Origin of the sequence: Alteromonas portus, assembly GCF_005117025.1 — a bacterium.
Taxonomy (GTDB): Bacteria; Pseudomonadota; Gammaproteobacteria; order Enterobacterales; family Alteromonadaceae; genus Alteromonas; species Alteromonas portus.
Window position 1 is genome coordinate 159,086 of the sequence record NZ_SWCO01000002.1, and the last position, 16,232, is coordinate 175,317.

The 16,232-nt window shown below is 44.7% G+C and carries 16 protein-coding genes; 6 read left to right on the forward strand and 10 right to left on the reverse strand.

The annotated features are described in order from the left end of the window. Window positions 1-14 precede the first annotated feature (14 nt). Window positions 15-374, forward strand: coding sequence for a winged helix-turn-helix transcriptional regulator (locus E5672_RS04815; RefSeq protein ID WP_014949063.1), 360 nt, complete (start codon window positions 15-17; stop codon window positions 372-374). Between the two features lie 91 nt (window positions 375-465). On the opposite strand, the gene E5672_RS04820 is transcribed toward E5672_RS04815, so the two are convergent. Beyond that, the gene (locus tag E5672_RS04820; protein ID WP_136781164.1) at window positions 466-744 is read right to left on the reverse strand and encodes a putative quinol monooxygenase; all 279 of its coding nucleotides are present in this window, start codon (window positions 742-744) and stop codon (window positions 466-468) included. A gap of 299 nt (window positions 745-1,043) precedes the next feature. Here E5672_RS04820 and E5672_RS04825 point away from each other — a divergent pair, with 299 nt between their 5' ends. Further along, entirely contained in the window at window positions 1,044-2,321 is a 1,278-nt protein-coding gene (locus E5672_RS04825) for a diguanylate cyclase (RefSeq protein ID WP_136781165.1), read from the forward strand. A gap of 45 nt (window positions 2,322-2,366) precedes the next feature. On the opposite strand, the gene E5672_RS04830 is transcribed toward E5672_RS04825, so the two are convergent. The 7 genes from E5672_RS04830 to xdhA form a co-directional block, all read right to left on the reverse strand. Further along, on the reverse strand, window positions 2,367-3,656 hold the full coding sequence (locus E5672_RS04830) for a urate hydroxylase PuuD (protein ID WP_136781166.1): 1,290 nt from the start codon (window positions 3,654-3,656) through the stop codon (window positions 2,367-2,369). 47 nt (window positions 3,657-3,703) lie between these two features. Continuing rightward, the gene (guaD, locus tag E5672_RS04835) at window positions 3,704-4,996 is read right to left on the reverse strand and encodes a guanine deaminase (RefSeq protein WP_136781167.1); all 1,293 of its coding nucleotides are present in this window, start codon (window positions 4,994-4,996) and stop codon (window positions 3,704-3,706) included. Window positions 4,997-5,001: 5 nt separating this feature from the next. Beyond that, window positions 5,002-5,328 carry a hydroxyisourate hydrolase gene (gene uraH, locus E5672_RS04840; RefSeq protein WP_136781168.1) on the reverse strand — a complete coding sequence of 109 codons (327 nt, stop codon included), beginning with the start codon at window positions 5,326-5,328 and terminating at the stop codon, window positions 5,002-5,004. A 79-nt stretch (window positions 5,329-5,407) separates the two neighbouring features. Beyond that, complete coding sequence (gene uraD / locus E5672_RS04845) at window positions 5,408-5,911, reverse strand: 2-oxo-4-hydroxy-4-carboxy-5-ureidoimidazoline decarboxylase (RefSeq protein WP_136781169.1); 504 nt, start codon at window positions 5,909-5,911, stop codon at window positions 5,408-5,410. Next, window positions 5,901-6,800 (reverse strand): xanthine dehydrogenase accessory protein XdhC, encoded by a 900-nt coding sequence (gene xdhC, locus E5672_RS04850; protein ID WP_136781170.1) that lies wholly within the window; start codon window positions 6,798-6,800, stop codon window positions 5,901-5,903. The genes uraD and xdhC overlap by 11 nt, the downstream gene beginning before the upstream one ends. After that, window positions 6,797-9,163: a xanthine dehydrogenase molybdopterin binding subunit gene (gene xdhB, locus E5672_RS04855; RefSeq protein ID WP_136781171.1), complete on the reverse strand. Its 2,367-nt coding sequence runs from the start codon at window positions 9,161-9,163 to the stop codon at window positions 6,797-6,799. The genes xdhC and xdhB overlap by 4 nt, the downstream gene beginning before the upstream one ends. Beyond that, window positions 9,156-10,601, reverse strand: coding sequence for a xanthine dehydrogenase small subunit (xdhA, locus tag E5672_RS04860; protein ID WP_136781172.1), 1,446 nt, complete (start codon window positions 10,599-10,601; stop codon window positions 9,156-9,158). Before xdhA ends, xdhB begins: the two co-directional genes overlap by 8 nt. A 418-nt stretch (window positions 10,602-11,019) precedes the next feature. Between xdhA and E5672_RS04865 the strand changes: the two genes are divergently transcribed. The 3 genes from E5672_RS04865 (at window position 11,020) to E5672_RS04875 (ending at window position 12,946) form a co-directional block, all read left to right on the forward strand. Continuing rightward, window positions 11,020-11,664, forward strand: a complete 645-nt coding sequence (locus E5672_RS04865) for a TetR/AcrR family transcriptional regulator (RefSeq protein ID WP_136781173.1) — start codon at window positions 11,020-11,022, stop codon at window positions 11,662-11,664. A gap of 1 nt (window position 11,665) precedes the next feature. Next, window positions 11,666-12,595, forward strand: coding sequence for an allantoinase PuuE (gene puuE / locus E5672_RS04870; protein ID WP_136781174.1), 930 nt, complete (start codon window positions 11,666-11,668; stop codon window positions 12,593-12,595). Between the two features lie 93 nt (window positions 12,596-12,688). After that, the gene (locus E5672_RS04875) at window positions 12,689-12,946 is read left to right on the forward strand and encodes an outer membrane protein assembly factor BamE (protein ID WP_136781175.1); all 258 of its coding nucleotides are present in this window, start codon (window positions 12,689-12,691) and stop codon (window positions 12,944-12,946) included. A gap of 110 nt (window positions 12,947-13,056) precedes the next feature. Here the strand turns inward: E5672_RS04875 and E5672_RS04880 are convergent, their stop codons facing one another. Next, complete coding sequence (locus E5672_RS04880; RefSeq protein ID WP_136781176.1) at window positions 13,057-14,388, reverse strand: NCS2 family permease; 1,332 nt, start codon at window positions 14,386-14,388, stop codon at window positions 13,057-13,059. A gap of 326 nt (window positions 14,389-14,714) precedes the next feature. Between E5672_RS04880 and E5672_RS04885 the strand changes: the two genes are divergently transcribed. Further along, entirely contained in the window at window positions 14,715-15,716 is a 1,002-nt protein-coding gene (locus tag E5672_RS04885) for an adenosine deaminase (protein WP_136781177.1), read from the forward strand. Window positions 15,717-15,778: 62 nt separating this feature from the next. On the opposite strand, the gene E5672_RS04890 is transcribed toward E5672_RS04885, so the two are convergent. Then, window positions 15,779-16,141 (reverse strand): Hpt domain-containing protein, encoded by a 363-nt coding sequence (locus E5672_RS04890; protein ID WP_136781178.1) that lies wholly within the window; start codon window positions 16,139-16,141, stop codon window positions 15,779-15,781. Window positions 16,142-16,232 lie beyond the last annotated feature (91 nt).

Sequence of the window (16,232 nt, forward strand, 5' to 3'; positions counted from 1 at the left end):
TTTTAGGGAATTTGATGGAAAGTGAAATAAAAACAGACGCTAAGGGTAGAAAAACCGTTTTAAATACTTGCACCGAGCCTTGCGCGATTGAGCGTGGCATGCGCTTGATAGGTGGTAAGTGGACAGGCTCTATTATTTATCATTTGAAAGACGAACCTGTTAGGTTTAATGATTTATGCAGAATGCTTGGTGGTGCCAGCCGGAAGATGGTTGATCAGCGTCTTAAAGAGCTAGAAAACAACGGCATGGTAATTCGCAACGTTATCGACTCTCGTCCAATTGCCGTTGCCTATAGTCTCACCGAGTTTGGGCGCTCAGCGCTAGATATTCTTGAACAGCTAAGAGTCTGGTCTGAAAACCACACAAACGACTAAGACGTTACGTGCAAATTGCGAAATAATTAAGAGATTACGAAAACGGTGAGCATTGCTGCTCACCGTTTTAAAAACTACCGCTTAATCATAGTTATCCTATTTTTACTAGCGGCAATCTCACAACCTTCTCAACAAGCGCTCCTGCTTTATCTTGAAAGCCTTTAAAATGCGGTGTCGCTTCATGAGCATCAAGCGCTGCTTGAGATTCCCATTTCTCGGTTATAACAAATACGCCGTCTTCGCATGAATGAAGGTCATACATTATTGCGCCTTGCTCAATACGACTTGCTTTGACTAAAGGAGTGAGTGCATCTAAGAGCGCCTCCTCTTGATGAGGTTTAGCAAAGATAACGACTGAAAATTCGATCACAACTGTCTCCAAATGACAAAGCGTTTAACATAAATCAATTAGCAAACTTGTGTTAGCGTTTAACGCTAATTTGCCCTTTTTCTCGGGTAAGGTGCACATCGTTCCATTCAATGTGTTAAGCCTTGTTTATGCTAGCGTTGCAGAAGATTATCTAAGCCTTTTTCTTAGCTATATTCATTAGCTAATAAATAATTCTAATCTATACTTGCTTATACCAAAGTATATATTGAGCTTGTTGTGGGTTAAGCACCACTTTTTTTGAGGCGACGGAATGCAATTATTTAACGGGGCGGTGCCCTATGTTTGAAAAAACCTTTGATTTTTGTCCAGTGGGGCTGGCTCACGTCAGCGTGGATGGCAGCTTCATACGCGTGAATAAACGCCTGTGTGATTTTTTAGGGTACTCAAATGAAGAGCTTACAAAACTCACGTTTCAAGAATTAACCGCGCCAGATTACCTTGATGAAGACCTCGACTATTTAGCACGTCTATTAAAAGGTGACATTGATGATTATTCAATAGAGAAGCGTTACCTAAGGCGTGATGGTGAACAGGTGTGGGCTAAACTCACGGTTTCATTGGTTAGGGACAAACGGGAAAATCCAGACTACTTTATTTCTGTTGTAGAAGATATTGACGAGAAAAAGCGTATACAGTCAGAGTTATTTCAGGTTGATGCACTGTTCAGTAAAATAGTGAGCGCATTCTCTGATAGAACCTTTATTTGGGTGGCGACCCCAGACTTAACTAAGCTGAAATATGTTAACGACGGATATGAGAACATTTTTGGGCGCAATGAATATGAGCTCTACTGTAACCCCATTGGGTTTATTGACCATGTTCATGAAGATGATAAGGCGCGAGTATTAAAACTGTTCAGTCAGCGCCCTTTACAAAATTGGGATATTCAATATCGTATTTATGATGCCAAAGGTGAGGTGAAATACGTTCACGACCGAGGTAGTTTGATTTTTGACGACCGTGAAATGCAGTCGCTTATCTTAGGGACCGCCGACGATATAACAAGAGAAAAAACACAGCAGCAAGCTTTGATGAGCGCTGTTACCAAACTCGAGCATCTCTCTAAAACCGACTCGCTTACTGGGCTTGCTAATAGAAGAGAAATCTTCAGTCAATTAAATGATGAAATCTCCCGCATGGGCAGAGGTCAGCAGATTTCCACTCTTGTCTACATTGACCTAAACAAATTCAAAGAAATTAACGACAAATATGGCCACAAAATAGGTGATAAAGCATTAGTCGAGTTTTCCAATAGCATGAGCGGGCTTTTACGTGAAAGCGATAGGTTTGGCCGTATAGGTGGTGATGAGTTTGTTATTATGCTCTACGGCACAGATGAAAATGAAACGGCAGCGTTTTTTGACAGAATTCAAAGTAATAAATTTGAAGTAGAAATCGATGGTAGCAATATCGTTTCTATCAGCTTCAGTGTTGGTTGGGTTCAGTGGAGCGAGGGAATCAATACAGTGCAAGAGTGGCTGGATAGAGCTGACGAGGTAATGTACGAAAAAAAGCAACAAGGGCAAGTTTTGGCTTCGATGAATAAGGCGGTATAGCTGGTTAGTTTATATCACTAACCGAGCTACACCTCTTAGAGATAGTTACTGATTCCTCTGAGCAAACCAGCGAGCTATTGCTTGCCTTTCTTCCTCGGTCATCTTTGTTTTATTCAAAAATGGCATGTCTTTAGTCACAGTGGTTCTTCTCACCACTTGTGGCGCAAATCTTTCTATATCTGTCCACGAATCTAACACTACGCCCAACGGCGCCACTTTGAATATCTCGTCGGTCGGTGTGCGCGAGTGACAGCTTACACAGTGAGTGGTAATCAAACTCGCGACAAGTTCGTTACTAATCTCTGACGATAGTTCGTTTACCATTTTGTTAGTAGCTCCATTCGATGCATTTAATTCAGATTGTTCCGCTGACTGTGCGCTCATGGTTGAAGAAGATAGGGCATCATCATGACTCAACGGTTGAATTGAAGATGCTTGTGGCCAAGACACCCAAAGAGCGATGGCGAGCATGGCGATGGCGCCCGACACTAAAATACTTGGTTTGGTGGTTCCCACATGACGAAGATTAAAGAAATGTCGTATCCAGGCAGCAGCGGCCATAATAGCAATCAACACAAGCCAATTCTGCGGATGTTGGTATGTCATGGGATAGTGGTTTGAAATCATGATAAACAGCAAGGGCAGCGTGAAGTAGTTATTGTGTACTGAACGCAGTTTAGCGCTTGCACCCCAACTAGGGTCGATATCTTTTTTGTCAGCTACCGCAGCCACCATTTTGCGCTGGTTTGGCATAATATTGAAAAAAACATTTCCTGCCATAATAGTACCGATAAGCGCACCTACATGAATATAAGCGCCGCGACCACTAAACCATTGAGTAGACAGATAGCTAACAACACAAACAAGAGCAACTAACCCAATACCGAAAGTGAGAGGGTATTTTGCCAATGGGCTACGACAAGCAAACTCATAAACAGCTAGCCCACCAAAGATTAACCCAAGCCCTAAAGATATTGCCGTAGCAGGTGACATGGCATTGACTGACGGGTCGATGAGATAAGCGCTAGCGCCAAAGTAGTAAACAATGATGAGCAGTGCAAAGCCTGATAACCAAGTAGTGTAGGCTTCCCACTTAAACCAATGCAGTGTTTCAGGCATTTTTTCTGGACCATAGGCGTATTTAGCCACTTCATAGAAGCCACCACCGTGGATAGCCCACAAATCGCCCTTAATGCCTTTGTCTTGTTTCCATTTAGGCGGCGTTCGCAAGTTGTTGTCTAACCAAATAAAGTAAAACGACGCGCCAATCCACGCTACACCGGCCACAACGTGAAACCAACGTACAAATAAACTTATCCAATCGAGCCACGGCATTATTGTTCTCCTTATTTAGGACTCAAAGGCCCTTCAGCAGCTTGTTATTAATTATGTTCTTTCTTATAGCGGCAAGTACCGCTTATCCACGTTTGGTCGATAGCGCGGTCATCACCTAAAATGCTCAAGGCAAAAAACATATCGTCGAAGTCAGCATCTTCTTTTATTCTCAACCGTGTTAATTCATCAAACCTTGGCTCAACAACGATAAAATCAGCGGTAGAGCCTGGGTTTAAATTGCCAATTTCATGGTCAAGAGCATGGGCCACAGCCGCGCCCTGGGTCATAAGATAAAATCCTTCCAGCGGGCTGATGGGCTCATTGCGCAATTGACTTACCTTGTAAGCATCGCCGTAAGTTTTGAACATGTTGAATGTAGTCCCAGCGCCTACGTCAGTAGCCATAGCAACATGCACTTTATTAGCGCGCGCTGCGGTCATATCAAAAAGGCCACTACCTAAAAACAAATTCGACGTAGGACAAAACGCAACCGTAGCGCCGCTATCCCCCAATCGCGCCCATTCATTAGGCGTAAGGTGAATACCATGGCCAAATACCGCGCGTTCGCGCACAAGGTTGTAGGTGTCGTATACATCTAAATAGCCGTCAGCTTTAGGAAATAAACTTTTTACCCATGCAATTTCGTCTAAATTTTCAGACAAATGCGTCTGAATAAAAACATCGGGATATTGCTTGGCAAGCTCACCTAATGCAGCAAGTTGAGCCTCTGTGCTAGTTGGCGCAAAACGGGGTGTCAGGGCGTAGCGGTTGCGGCCTTTGTTATGCCAAGTTTCAATTAACTGTGCGCTGTCAGTTTGCGCAGTATCCGGGCAGTCATTAAGCGCGCTAGGGCAGTTTCTGTCCATGCACACCTTGCCTGCCACTATGGCCATATCAATCTCGCTGGCGGCACTAAATAGTGCTTGGCTACTGCTTTTGTGAACGGTTGTAAAAACAAACCCTGTTGTGGTGCCGTTCTTTAGCAGCTGATTCAAGAATACTTTCGCAATCGTTTCACCATGTTCACTATCTGCAAACTGCATTTCCGTAGGAAATGTATAGTTCTCGAGCCAGCTAAGCAGTTGCTCGCCGTAGTGGGCTATGCTCTGCGTTTGCGGGTAATGTAAGTGGCTGTCGATCAAGCCTGGTAAAATCCACTTGCCTGAAAAATCGGTGACAGTGGCGGCAGGGTAGCGCTCAGCTATATCTTTAAACGCGCCAACGTCTTTTATTTCTTTATTATCTACTAACAAACCACCGTCTTTAAAAATAGCGATGTCACTATCGAACTGTGTGGTTTGTTTAGGAAAGTGCGCAATGCTTGCACGAAAAAGCTGCATGTTTGTTAGCTGCCTCTGTAGCTGCTGAAACCAAATGGAGAAATAAGCAGTGGCACATGATAATGGCCGCCATTCTCTTCAAGTTCAAACGTAATATCAATGTGAGGATAGAAACTACTACCGTGGGTTTCTACAAGGTAAGGCTTGCAGTGAAAACGCAAGGTGTAAACGCCTGCGGCAAAACCATCTTCAATACCCCAGTTTTTAAAACGGCCGTCACTGTCCGTTTCGCCAGAGAGGGTATTACCATCAGGTAACGTTAGCGTAAGCGCAATACCTTGTGCGGGTTTACCCAGTGTGGTGTCGAGTACGTGGCTTGAGAGCGTATTCATACTGTATTCCTTAATTTCTGTTCAATTCGTATAGCTGTTGCATTTGGTATAAACATGTCTGCTAACCAAGAACGCCACACTAATTTAATGCTTTATTAATACGTAATAGGGTTATCTTTATTTGCTGGGCGGCAGCATTTGAAATCTCTTGCTGCGTCGTATTCGGCAGCCTTGCTTGCAATGCTTCTAGCATGGTTTGCGCAGAAAGCCCGGTGGCGCAGATAATAAAAATAAACCCGTGCTTATCTAAATATGCCTGATTGGCTTCTTTTAACTGGTGAAGGGTAGCCTCAGACGCGGTAGCCGTACCCGATTGTTCCCCTGCTGCAATGGCTTTAGTATTAGCAAACTTCTTACGTAAAGAATCTACGTCGCCAATCATGGGGTGTGCCGTGAAAGCTTCAAGGTAGTCATCACTGCTACATTTAGCCCATGCGTTTTTAGCTTGGCTAACAAGCGCATCAATATCGCTATACGGGCGAGCTTCTACCATTTGGTAAATCCAGGTTTTCGCTGCGCAGCACTGTTCAAACCAAGTAGTCGCTTCTTCAGCGCTTAGCGTATTTAGTTCATTAAGTGTCACTGATGGTGTCCTTTTCTCTGAGAAACGCTGTTGCAGGCTTCTCACTGTTTCTTTTGCTATTGCCTGTCTTCGTTTCACTTAAATGCAGGCGTTCGATAATTTGCGCAGATATAGAAACGGCAACTTCAATAGGTTGCTTGCCAGGAATGTCTCGATTACCTATAGGCGTAAATAGCCTTGCCAGCGCGTTGTCGTCAAACCCGCGCTGAGTCAGCTTGGTAATAAAGCGCTTTGCCTTTGTCTCTGACCCTATCAACCCAACAAAGGGTAGGGAAGGTTGCTTTAATGCCTGCTCTGTAATGCGATAATCCAGTTGATGATCGTGGGTGAGTATAATTAGCCAACTGTTCTCATCAAGGTGTCTAACCTCGCTCTCTGGCGCCTCTTCCACCACTTTTTGCACGTTGGTAGGCAGTGTCGATGGAAACAAATCCTCGCGACTGTCTATCCACGAAATTCGCACGGGTAGCTGAGCCAAAATAGGCACCAGTGCTTTTGCAACATGACCAGCGCCAAAAATGGCGATGTGCTGTTGATGAACATTACACACGTCAAACAGTACCTTTACCGCTCCGCCACAGCACTGCCCTAAAGAACTGCTTAGCGGGTAGCTGTGAAGCTCGGTATGCACTTCGCCTTTAGCTAGAAATTCACGGGCGCGGGCAATAGCGTCAAACTCAAGATGACCGCCGCCAATGGTATCGATGCTTTGTGAAGCGGTAACTACCATTTTACTGCCCGGTTCACGAGGCGTAGAGCCTGCAGTGCCTACCACAGTCACCAGCACATAGCCTTCATTACGCGCTTGGCATTCGGCTATTGCCTCATGCCAGTTCGTTGCGCGAAATGATTGGGGGGCGCGAAATGACGTTGCTGACCCGGGTGTCATAGCGCACCGCCTCGGCAATCAGATTGCTGTATAGCAGCTACCGCGTTTAACACTCGTTCTGGCGTAGCTGGCGTGTCTAACTGCGGGTCAACGGTATAGCCAGAAAGACTAGAAATGGCATCTTTGAGCGCACACCACACTGAAATGGCTAGCATAAAAGGTGGCTCACCCACGGCTTTTGAGTGATAAATGCTGTCTTCAGCATTCTTTCTACCGAACAGCTTCACATTAAATTCCTTAGGCGTGTCACCTATTGCAGGAATTTTATAAGTCGCCATATTTTCACTTATCAGTTTGCCTGAATCGTTCCATTTTAAATCTTCCGTTGTCAGCCAACCCATACCTTGAATAAACGCGCCTTCAATCTGGCCAATATCAATGGCGGGGTTAAGGCTGTTGCCCACATCGTGAATGACGTTCACTTTATCTACGGTGTATTCACCGGTCAGTGTATCGACAGAGACTTCGCTCATTGACACACCGTAGGCAAAATAGAAAAACGGACGGCCTTCGCCTGTGTCACGGTTGTACTGTAATTTAGGTGTTTTGTAAAAACCGCTTGAAGATAAGGACACTCGGGCAAAATACGCTTGCTGAACAAGTTCAGTGAAGGCAATGCTGTGTTCATCTAACACAACGTGCTCATTAATAAACTGCACGTCATTAGCGCGGTCCTCTAAACCTAAGCTGTTGGCGAAGCACTCAGCTAAACGGGTTTTCAAAGTAATACACGCATTTTGTACAGCTTTCCCGTTTAAGTCAGTGCCACTTGATGCCGCTGTTGGTGAAGTGTTAGGTACTTTATCGGTGCGTGTTGCGGTGACCTCTATCATATCCAGGTCTAGGCCAAATTCATTGGCTGCAATTTGGCCTATTTTGGTATGTAGCCCTTGGCCCATTTCAGTACCACCATGATTCACCTGAATACTGCCGTCGGTGTATATGTGTACCAGCGCACCCGCTTGATTTAAGTGTTTTGCGGTGAATGAAATCCCAAATTTAACCGGTGTCAGTGCCAGCCCTTTTTTAACTACCGGACTTTGGCGGTTAAAGGCCGTGATCGCTTCCCTGCGCTGCCAATACTGAGCGCTTTCTTCTAACTCGGCAATCATATCCGGTAAAAGGTTGTGCTCTACCTTCATGCCATAGGGTGTAAGGCTACCGGTAGTCGGACCATACAAGTTACGTTTTCTGACTGAAAGGGGGTCGCTGCCAATAGCGCGGGCAATTTTATCAATCATGGCTTCTGCCATGATCATACCTTGCGGGCCGCCGAAACCTCGATAAGCGGTGTGCGATACCATATTGGTTTGTAGTCTGTGACCTACAATGTCGCTATCACCCAAGAAATAACCATTGTCAGCATGGAACATGGCTCTATCTACTATGGCGTCAGATAAATCAGGCGAGTGCCCACAAATACCATTAATGGTCATGCGGGTAGCTTCAATTTTACCCGTCTCGTCAAAGGCCACATCAAACTCGTTTTCAAACGGGTGGCGTTTACCCGTAACGTGCATATCGGTGAAGCGTGGTAAGCGAAGTTTAACTGCACATTGATTGCGCGATGCCAGTAGAGCTGCGATACAAGCCCATTGTGCTGCTTGAGTTTCTTTTCCGCCAAAGCCGCCGCCCATACGTCGCATGTCTACCATTACACGGTGCAATTTTACATCAAGTACCTCGGCAACGAGTTTTTGCACCTCACTGGGGTGCTGGCTAGATGTGTAGATTTTCATGCGATCTTCTTCATCAGGGATCGCAAGGCTCACTTGCCCTTCTAGGTACATGTGCTCTTGGCCACCAATACTTAGCGTACCATGTACTTGGTGGGCCGCATTTTCAATCGTATTGTCAACGCGGTCAGCATGTTGTCCAAATCGGTGTAGGGGACGCACAAACGTTTGCTGCTGGTGGGCAGCTTCTGCGGTAAGGATCGGTTTGGCTTCACTTACTTCAATGATTCCTTTTAGTGCAGCTTGTCGGGCAAGCGTTACTGACGTGGCAAGTACTGCGAATACGGGCTGGCCGAAGAATTTGATTTCGCCATTAGCGAGTAATGGGTCGCCTTCAAACACAGGGCCAATATCTTTATGACCTGGTACGTCGTTAATTGTCACTACATCTACAACGCCTTCGCTTTGGCGAACAGCGTCAAGGTTAATCGAGTCAATTGTTCCTTTTGCACATTGGCTTACACCAACCGCGGCGTAAAGCGTACCCTGCGGTTCAATGACATCGTCAACATAGTTCGCACAGCCTTGTACTTGGCGTGTCGCACTCTCATGCTTTTTGGATACGTGAACAACACTCTGGTTGTCGTTTTGTTGCAATGGATTTGGGGCATCAATTAACTTACGCATGCTGCACCACTCGTGTTTCAATTTGGTTTACTGTTTGATTCTCTAACCAGAAGCGATGCCACAGGTTAGCTAAAACGGTTTTGCGGTATTGGGCCGTAGCGCGCACATCATCAATGGGTGAAAATGCATCAAACAACACTTGTTTGCCCAACGTTAAACACTCTTTGCTGGCGAACTGCTTACCCTTTAACGCACTTTCAAGAGCGTCACAGGTTGAAGGCACGGCAGCAACACCGCCGAACCCACTACTAATCGATTCAACCTTGCCGTTTTCTAGCGTGACATTGAAAACGGCACATACCGCTGATATGTCATCCTCAAAACGCTTCGATATTTTATATGCGGCTAGCGTTTGATTGGGCTGTTTTAGGGGGATTTCGATTGCGCTTATCCATTCGCCTTTAGCTAATGTTGTTTCGCGATAGCCAATAAAAAATGTAGTGATTGGTACTTTGCGAACACTATCGCCATTATCCAGATGTAATATGGCATTTAGCGCGAGTAATAGTGGGGGCATATCACCGATAGGTGATGCGTTAGCCACATTACCGCCAATCGTCGCCTGATTGCGAATAGGTAACGACGCAAACCGAGTAATTAGCTCAGCCACTTGCGGAAATGCACCTAAGAGCAAGGGAGCTGCATCATTAAGCGGAACGGCTGCACCAATAGTGAGAGAATGTTCACTTTTGGTGCATTGTTTTAGTGCGTCAATATGAGTGACACTAATTAGCGTTTGCACGTTCTTTAACTGTTGGGTGAATTGCAGGCTTAAATCGGTACTGCCTGCCACCAGCTGTGCGGTAGGGTTTGCCTTTATTAGCGCTTTTAGCTCTTCACGGGATGTAGGCGTAAATATATTTCCTGTACCCGACGGTTTCTCACCAGATAGCGATAATAAGGTTGCTAGGGTAGCTTCTTGGCGTGCCGTGAACTGATCATCTGGTGTTTGTTCGCACACTGCCAGCGTAGCGTCGATAATTGGGCGGTAGCCTGTGCAGCGGCACAAGTTGCCAGATAGAGCATGAAGCACGTCGTCGCGGTTTGGTGTTGTATTACTGTGATACAACGCAAACATCGACATAATAAACCCGGGTGTACAAAAGCCGCACTGTGAACCGTGATGGTCAACTAAGGCCTGTTGTACAGGGTGTAAATTTTTACCGTTACTTAGATGTTCGACAAACAACAACTGCTTGCCGTGAACAGCGCTCATAAGCGTAATACAGCTGTTTACCGTACGATAGTTAAGCGTTGTGCCGTTATCTTCTGAGGCAGGCTCGGCAAGTACAACAGTACATGCACCGCAATCGCCTGCTGCACAGCCTTCTTTAGTACCTGTTTTCTTACGATGCTCGCGTATGAACTGCAGAAGGGTGAGGTCGGCTCGCGCTTCATTTATTTCAACAACATCGTTATTTATTAGAAAGCGAATCATACTCACACCTTCTTGTTATATTCATTCTTGTATTCATTAATATAGCTGTATTTTTCTAAGAAAAGTAGACCATTTGGTCAATTTATTGCTTATAAAAAATGGCCGAGTTATAAAAGGCCATGATTTTGTGCAAGTTTAATTGGAAAAATAAGACAGAGTGTTTCCAATTTTTACTGTGCTAAACATTGATTCATTTTGTTGGAAAGAATAAGGCAAGATTCGTGCTAGGTTTTCAATTAACGCATAATTTGTGCTTTCGAGTCAGTCACCTCACCTGTTAGGGCCGTCGTTGGCTGACAACTATGATCTCAAAGAGCATAGCAACAGGTTGGCAATAAATGCTAACCTATCGAAAAGGCATGGGCGCTGATCCCGTCTGTGCGCTTGCAAATCAGATTGCAAAGGAATTTAAATAATAATGATGAAGGTAAAAAGTGCTGACGCAGGTGTCGGCGCTATGAACAGAAGAAAAATACTCCAAGCCGCTGAGAAATGTTTTGCCCAGTTTGGTTTCAAAGGCACAGCCGTTCAAAAAATTGCTGATGAAGCGGGGCTTCCTAAAACCAACGTTTTGTATTATTTCAAAACTAAACAAGAACTTTACGTGGCGGTATTAGAAGAAACCCTTTCATTGTGGAACTCTCGTTTTGACAAAGCAACGGTAGAGGATGATCCAGCAGAAGTACTTGCCAATTACATCGCTGAGAAAATGGAAGTGTCTAGAACGCACCCAATGGCGTCGAAGATCTTTGCTATGGAAATTATTAACGGCGCCCAAAACCTTAGTGGTTACTTTGATGAAGAACATGCTCTTTGGATGAAAGGGCGTCTTGCGGTTATCGAAGCGTGGGTACAAGCCGGTAAGTTACCACCCATTGAAGGGGAATACTTGCTTTATACAATATGGGCAAGTACCCAGCATTACGCAGACTTTTCGGCACAAATTACTCGGCTTCGCGGCAAAAAAATGACAAAAGCAGATTTCGAAGACGCTACCAAACAAGTAGTTAAGCTTGTACTTGGCGGCTGTGGTCTGGCTGTTCCTGAAAGTTTCGAGGTGTAGTATGAGTGAGTCTGTTTATCCTCGTGATCTCATTGGCTATGGCCAACACGTGCCTCACGCGAACTGGCCTGGTGATGCAAAGATAGCCGTTCAATTTGTATTGAATTACGAAGAAGGTGGAGAAAACTGTGTGCTTCATGGTGATGAGGCGTCTGAAATATTTTTATCGGAAATTATAGGCGCACAAGCCTATAAAGATCGTCACCTAAGCATGGAATCTATTTACGAATACGGCAGTCGTGCAGGCTTTTGGCGTTTGCACCGCTTGCTAAATAAGTACGACATTCCTGTTACTGTATTCGGTGTCACTATGGCAATGCAACGCCACCCTGATGCTGTAAAAGCCATGATGGAATCGGGCTGGGAAATTGCCAGTCACGCTATGCGCTGGGTACACTATCAAGACATGAGCGAAGAAGATGAGCGTAAACAAATAGACGATGCAATTATTCTTCATGAGCAGCTTACGGGGACTAAACCCGTTGGCTGGTATACAGGCAGAACCAGCCCTAATACACTAAAGTTAATTGCGGAGCGCGACGACATTTTATATTGCGCAGACTCTTACGCTGACGACTTGCCTTATTATGACTGCCATTACAGTAAGCCATTACTAATGGTGCCTTATACGCTAGATACAAACGATATGCGCTTTGCTACGCCCCAAGGCTTCAATAGTGGCGAACAGTTTTTTACCTATTTGAAAGATGCGTTTGATGTGTTGTACGAAGAAGGCGCTGACGCGCCTAAAATGCTATCTATTGGTCTTCACAATCGGATTATAGGAAGGCCGGCTAGACTTGCAGCGCTTAAGCGTTTTATCGAGTATGTAAAATCTCATGATAAAGTATGGCTTGCTACGCGAGAACAAATTGCTCGCCACTGGCTGGAAACTCATCCTAAAGAAGGTAGTGACAAGGCGCGCACATAGCGTTTACAGTACCCGCATTACATTTTAGGTAAAGCAAGGTGAAAGGATACCGAGTAGGTTGCTTTTACTTTCACTTAGATAAAGGACAAAACCATGAAAACAAAACTAGCCATTGTAGCTTTCGGAGCACTAGCGCTGACAGCATGTTCAAAACTAACTAAAGAAAATTACGATAAGTTAGAGATGGGTATGACTCAGAGCGAAGTTGAAGCAATCATTGGTTCAGCCGACAACTGCGGTAAAACAATGGGCGCTATGGCGTGCACATGGGGCAACGAAGACAGCAAGCATGTGAAAATTGTATTTATGGGTGATAAAGCCGTTACCTTCACATATGACGGATTAAAATAAACGATTAGCGTGTTTACATTACTGAGCAATAAAAAAGGTGGCTTTAAAGCCACCTTTTTTGTATCTAAACCGAGATATGGCGCGCAATATCGCCCATAGCCACCGCTAAATTATTTTAAATCTAGTAAGTATCTTAGTAAGAACACAACGGCCAGCGCGTAAGTGAGGGGCGTGACTTCCTTGAACTTTCCTGTACCTACCTTGATGCCCACATAAGTTATGAAACCAAGGGCAATACCTTCGCTAATACTGAAGGTTAGAGGCATAGCGATAAGTGCAACCGACGCGGTGGCTAAAGCCCCTAAGTCGTCGAAATCAACCTGTCGAATCGACTCCATCATTAAAATGCCCACCATTAATAACGCTGGGGTAGTTGCCATTAGCGGAATAACTTTCATTAATGGCGTAAGGAAAAGCGACAACAGGAAGCATATAGAAACCACCACTGCGGTAAGCCCAGTTCGACCGCCAGCCGAAACGCCAGTGGCAGATTCAACGTAGCTTGTTACCGGCGATGTACCTACGAACGCACCAGCGATGCTAGCAGACGCGTCGGCTGTCATGGCTGGGCCAATTTTCGGAAGCTTGCCTTCTGAGTCCAGTAAGTTAGCTTTGCGAGAAACACCAATTAAAGTACCTATGGTATCGAACATATTCACAAACATAAGCGCGAAAATCAGATCCCAGGTCTCGGCAAGATGGTCGATAGGGTACCAAAAGTCCATTGCCATAAATGTATTTGAAATAGACTCTGGCATGCCAACAACGGCAGAAGGGGTAGGCGTTAACGTTCCGCTTTCAGTAGGGATAAAAGCACCGATTAAGGTAAGTGTTACGATGGAAATTAAAATAGCGCCTGTAACGCGCTTAACCATAAGGACAATAGTAAAAATAATACCAATAAGAGCAAGCATTACTGCTGGCTCTGAAAGGTCGCCAAGCTGCACAAACGTTGCAGGGTTATCAACAATTAGCCCAGCATTTTTAAGGCCGATAAAGGCAATGAATAGCCCTATACCGCACTGCACGCCTATTTTAAGAGAAGGAGGGATAGACTCGGCGATTTTAGTTCTGACTCCGGTAAGCGATAGCACTAAAAAGAGAATGCCGTTCCAAAAAACAATGCCAAGCGCTGCTTCCCATGGGATTTCACGTCCAAGGCAAATTGTAAACGCGAAAAATGCATTTAAGCCCATTCCCGGCGCTAGTGCGATAGGGTAGTTGGTCATCAGCGCCATCATAAGCGTGCCAATGCAGGCTGCGATTGCTGTCACTGTAATTAAGCCTTCAACGGGCATGCCGCTTAACCCCAGAATACCTGGGTTCACCACGAGGATATAGGACATAGCCGCAAACGTAGTAAGACCTGCAATGATTTCAGTTCTTACAGTGGTTCCGTGTTCTTGCAGCTTAAATAGCCGTTCAATTACATTGTTGGACATCAAGAGTTCTCTGTTTGTATTTCATTTTAGTGTTTTTTTGTATTTGGAAGCAAAAAACTGACCAATTAGTCAACTTGTTGGTGTGTTTTGTGCTAACTTATATTTCAGTACAATGATCAATTAACAATCATTGGGTGACTCAAGGTCACTAGCCAGGCAGCACAAAGTCAGCCAAACGGTTAGTAATCAACATAGATGAAGTTAAATAAACCGCAAACAAAACCTAAATGAGCAATAGAACTCGTTTACAGATAGCATTAAAGATAAACTATTACGCACCAATTGAATGCTATTGCATTATTATGGTGCAAAATAAGTGAGGGGCCATGTCGCTGTCATCAATAATTAAAAACATTCCAAAGGCCGAACTGCATCTGCATATAGAAGGTAGCTTAACGCCTGAACTTATGTGGCGCCTAGCTGAAAAACACAGTGTATCACTTCCCTATGCTAACGTGGAAGAGATTGAAGCCGCATATAATTTCAAAGACTTACAAAGCTTCCTTGACCTTTATTACGCAGGGGCAGGCGTGTTGAGGGATGAGGAAGACTTCTTCACTTTAATGTGGGAATACTTAGCCAGGTGCGCTGAGGAAAATATCGTACATACTGAGATTATGTTTGACCCCCAAACTCACACCGAGCGAGGTATTGGGTTTGATGTGTTTATGCCTGGCTTCTTGCGTGCCATACAAAAAGCGGAAGATGAATTTGGCATTAGTAGCTACCTGATAATGTCTTTTCTACGTCACTTACCTGAAAGCGAAGCATTCGAAACGCTTGACGCTGCTAAGCCGTACTATCAATACATTACAGCAGTAGGCCTGGATAGTTCAGAGTTGGGACATCCGCCATCTAAATTCGAGCGAGTATTTAAGAAGGCTAAGTCGCTCGGTTTCAAAATTGTCGCTCATGCAGGGGAAGAAGGGCCGGCATCTTATATTTGGGAGGCCATTGATCTGCTAGACGTTGACCGAATTGATCACGGCGTACGTTGTCAAGAAGACCAAGCACTTATGGCATATTTGAAGGAAAAGCAAATACCGCTTACCGTATGCCCATTAAGTAATTTGAAGCTATGCGTGATAGACGATATGAAAGAGCACAATATTGTGCAACTGCTTGATGCTGGATTATTGGTTACGGTTAATTCTGATGATCCCACGTACTTTGGTGGCTTCTTGAATGAAAATTTTGAGGCGTTACACACGTCGCTTAATATTGATGAAAAGACCATACGTATGCTGGCAGCAAATAGCTTCAAGGCGAGTTTTTTGCCTCAAGAAAAGAAGCAAGTATTTATCGAGCAAGTCGAAGTTGCCATGTAGCGTTGCCATTATTACCGGCGCATAGTCGCTTACTCAGACAAGGGCACCTAGGTGGCTTAGTATTAAGATTGCATTACCGCAATGGTTTGCTCAATTAAGCTGTCTAGCTCTTGCATGTCCTGCGCTATTTCAGTCAAATCGTCACGCTTAGCTTTGTTTTCTATGGACGACGCTTTCTCGCGTATAGCGTCGGCGCCCACGTCTCCTGAAACTCCCTTCATAGCGTGGCTTGTGAAACGTACACCTTCAATATCTTGTTCATTAACCGCTTTTTGTAATGCCTGCTGCTTTTGTGTAATTTGAGCTAAAAACATTTCAACGATACGATTGAGCAAGCCCTCGTTTCCACCAAGTCTGTTTATTGCCGCTTCTCTATTCCAAAGCTGCTGTTCTTGCGCCATATTATGAGTATTTAATGTATTCATATTATTGTTCCCTCGGAATCAACACATACTTTAACTGTATACCAATTGGGCTTTACGAAAAACATTACAGCCAAGGAATTTTCTGTAAAAC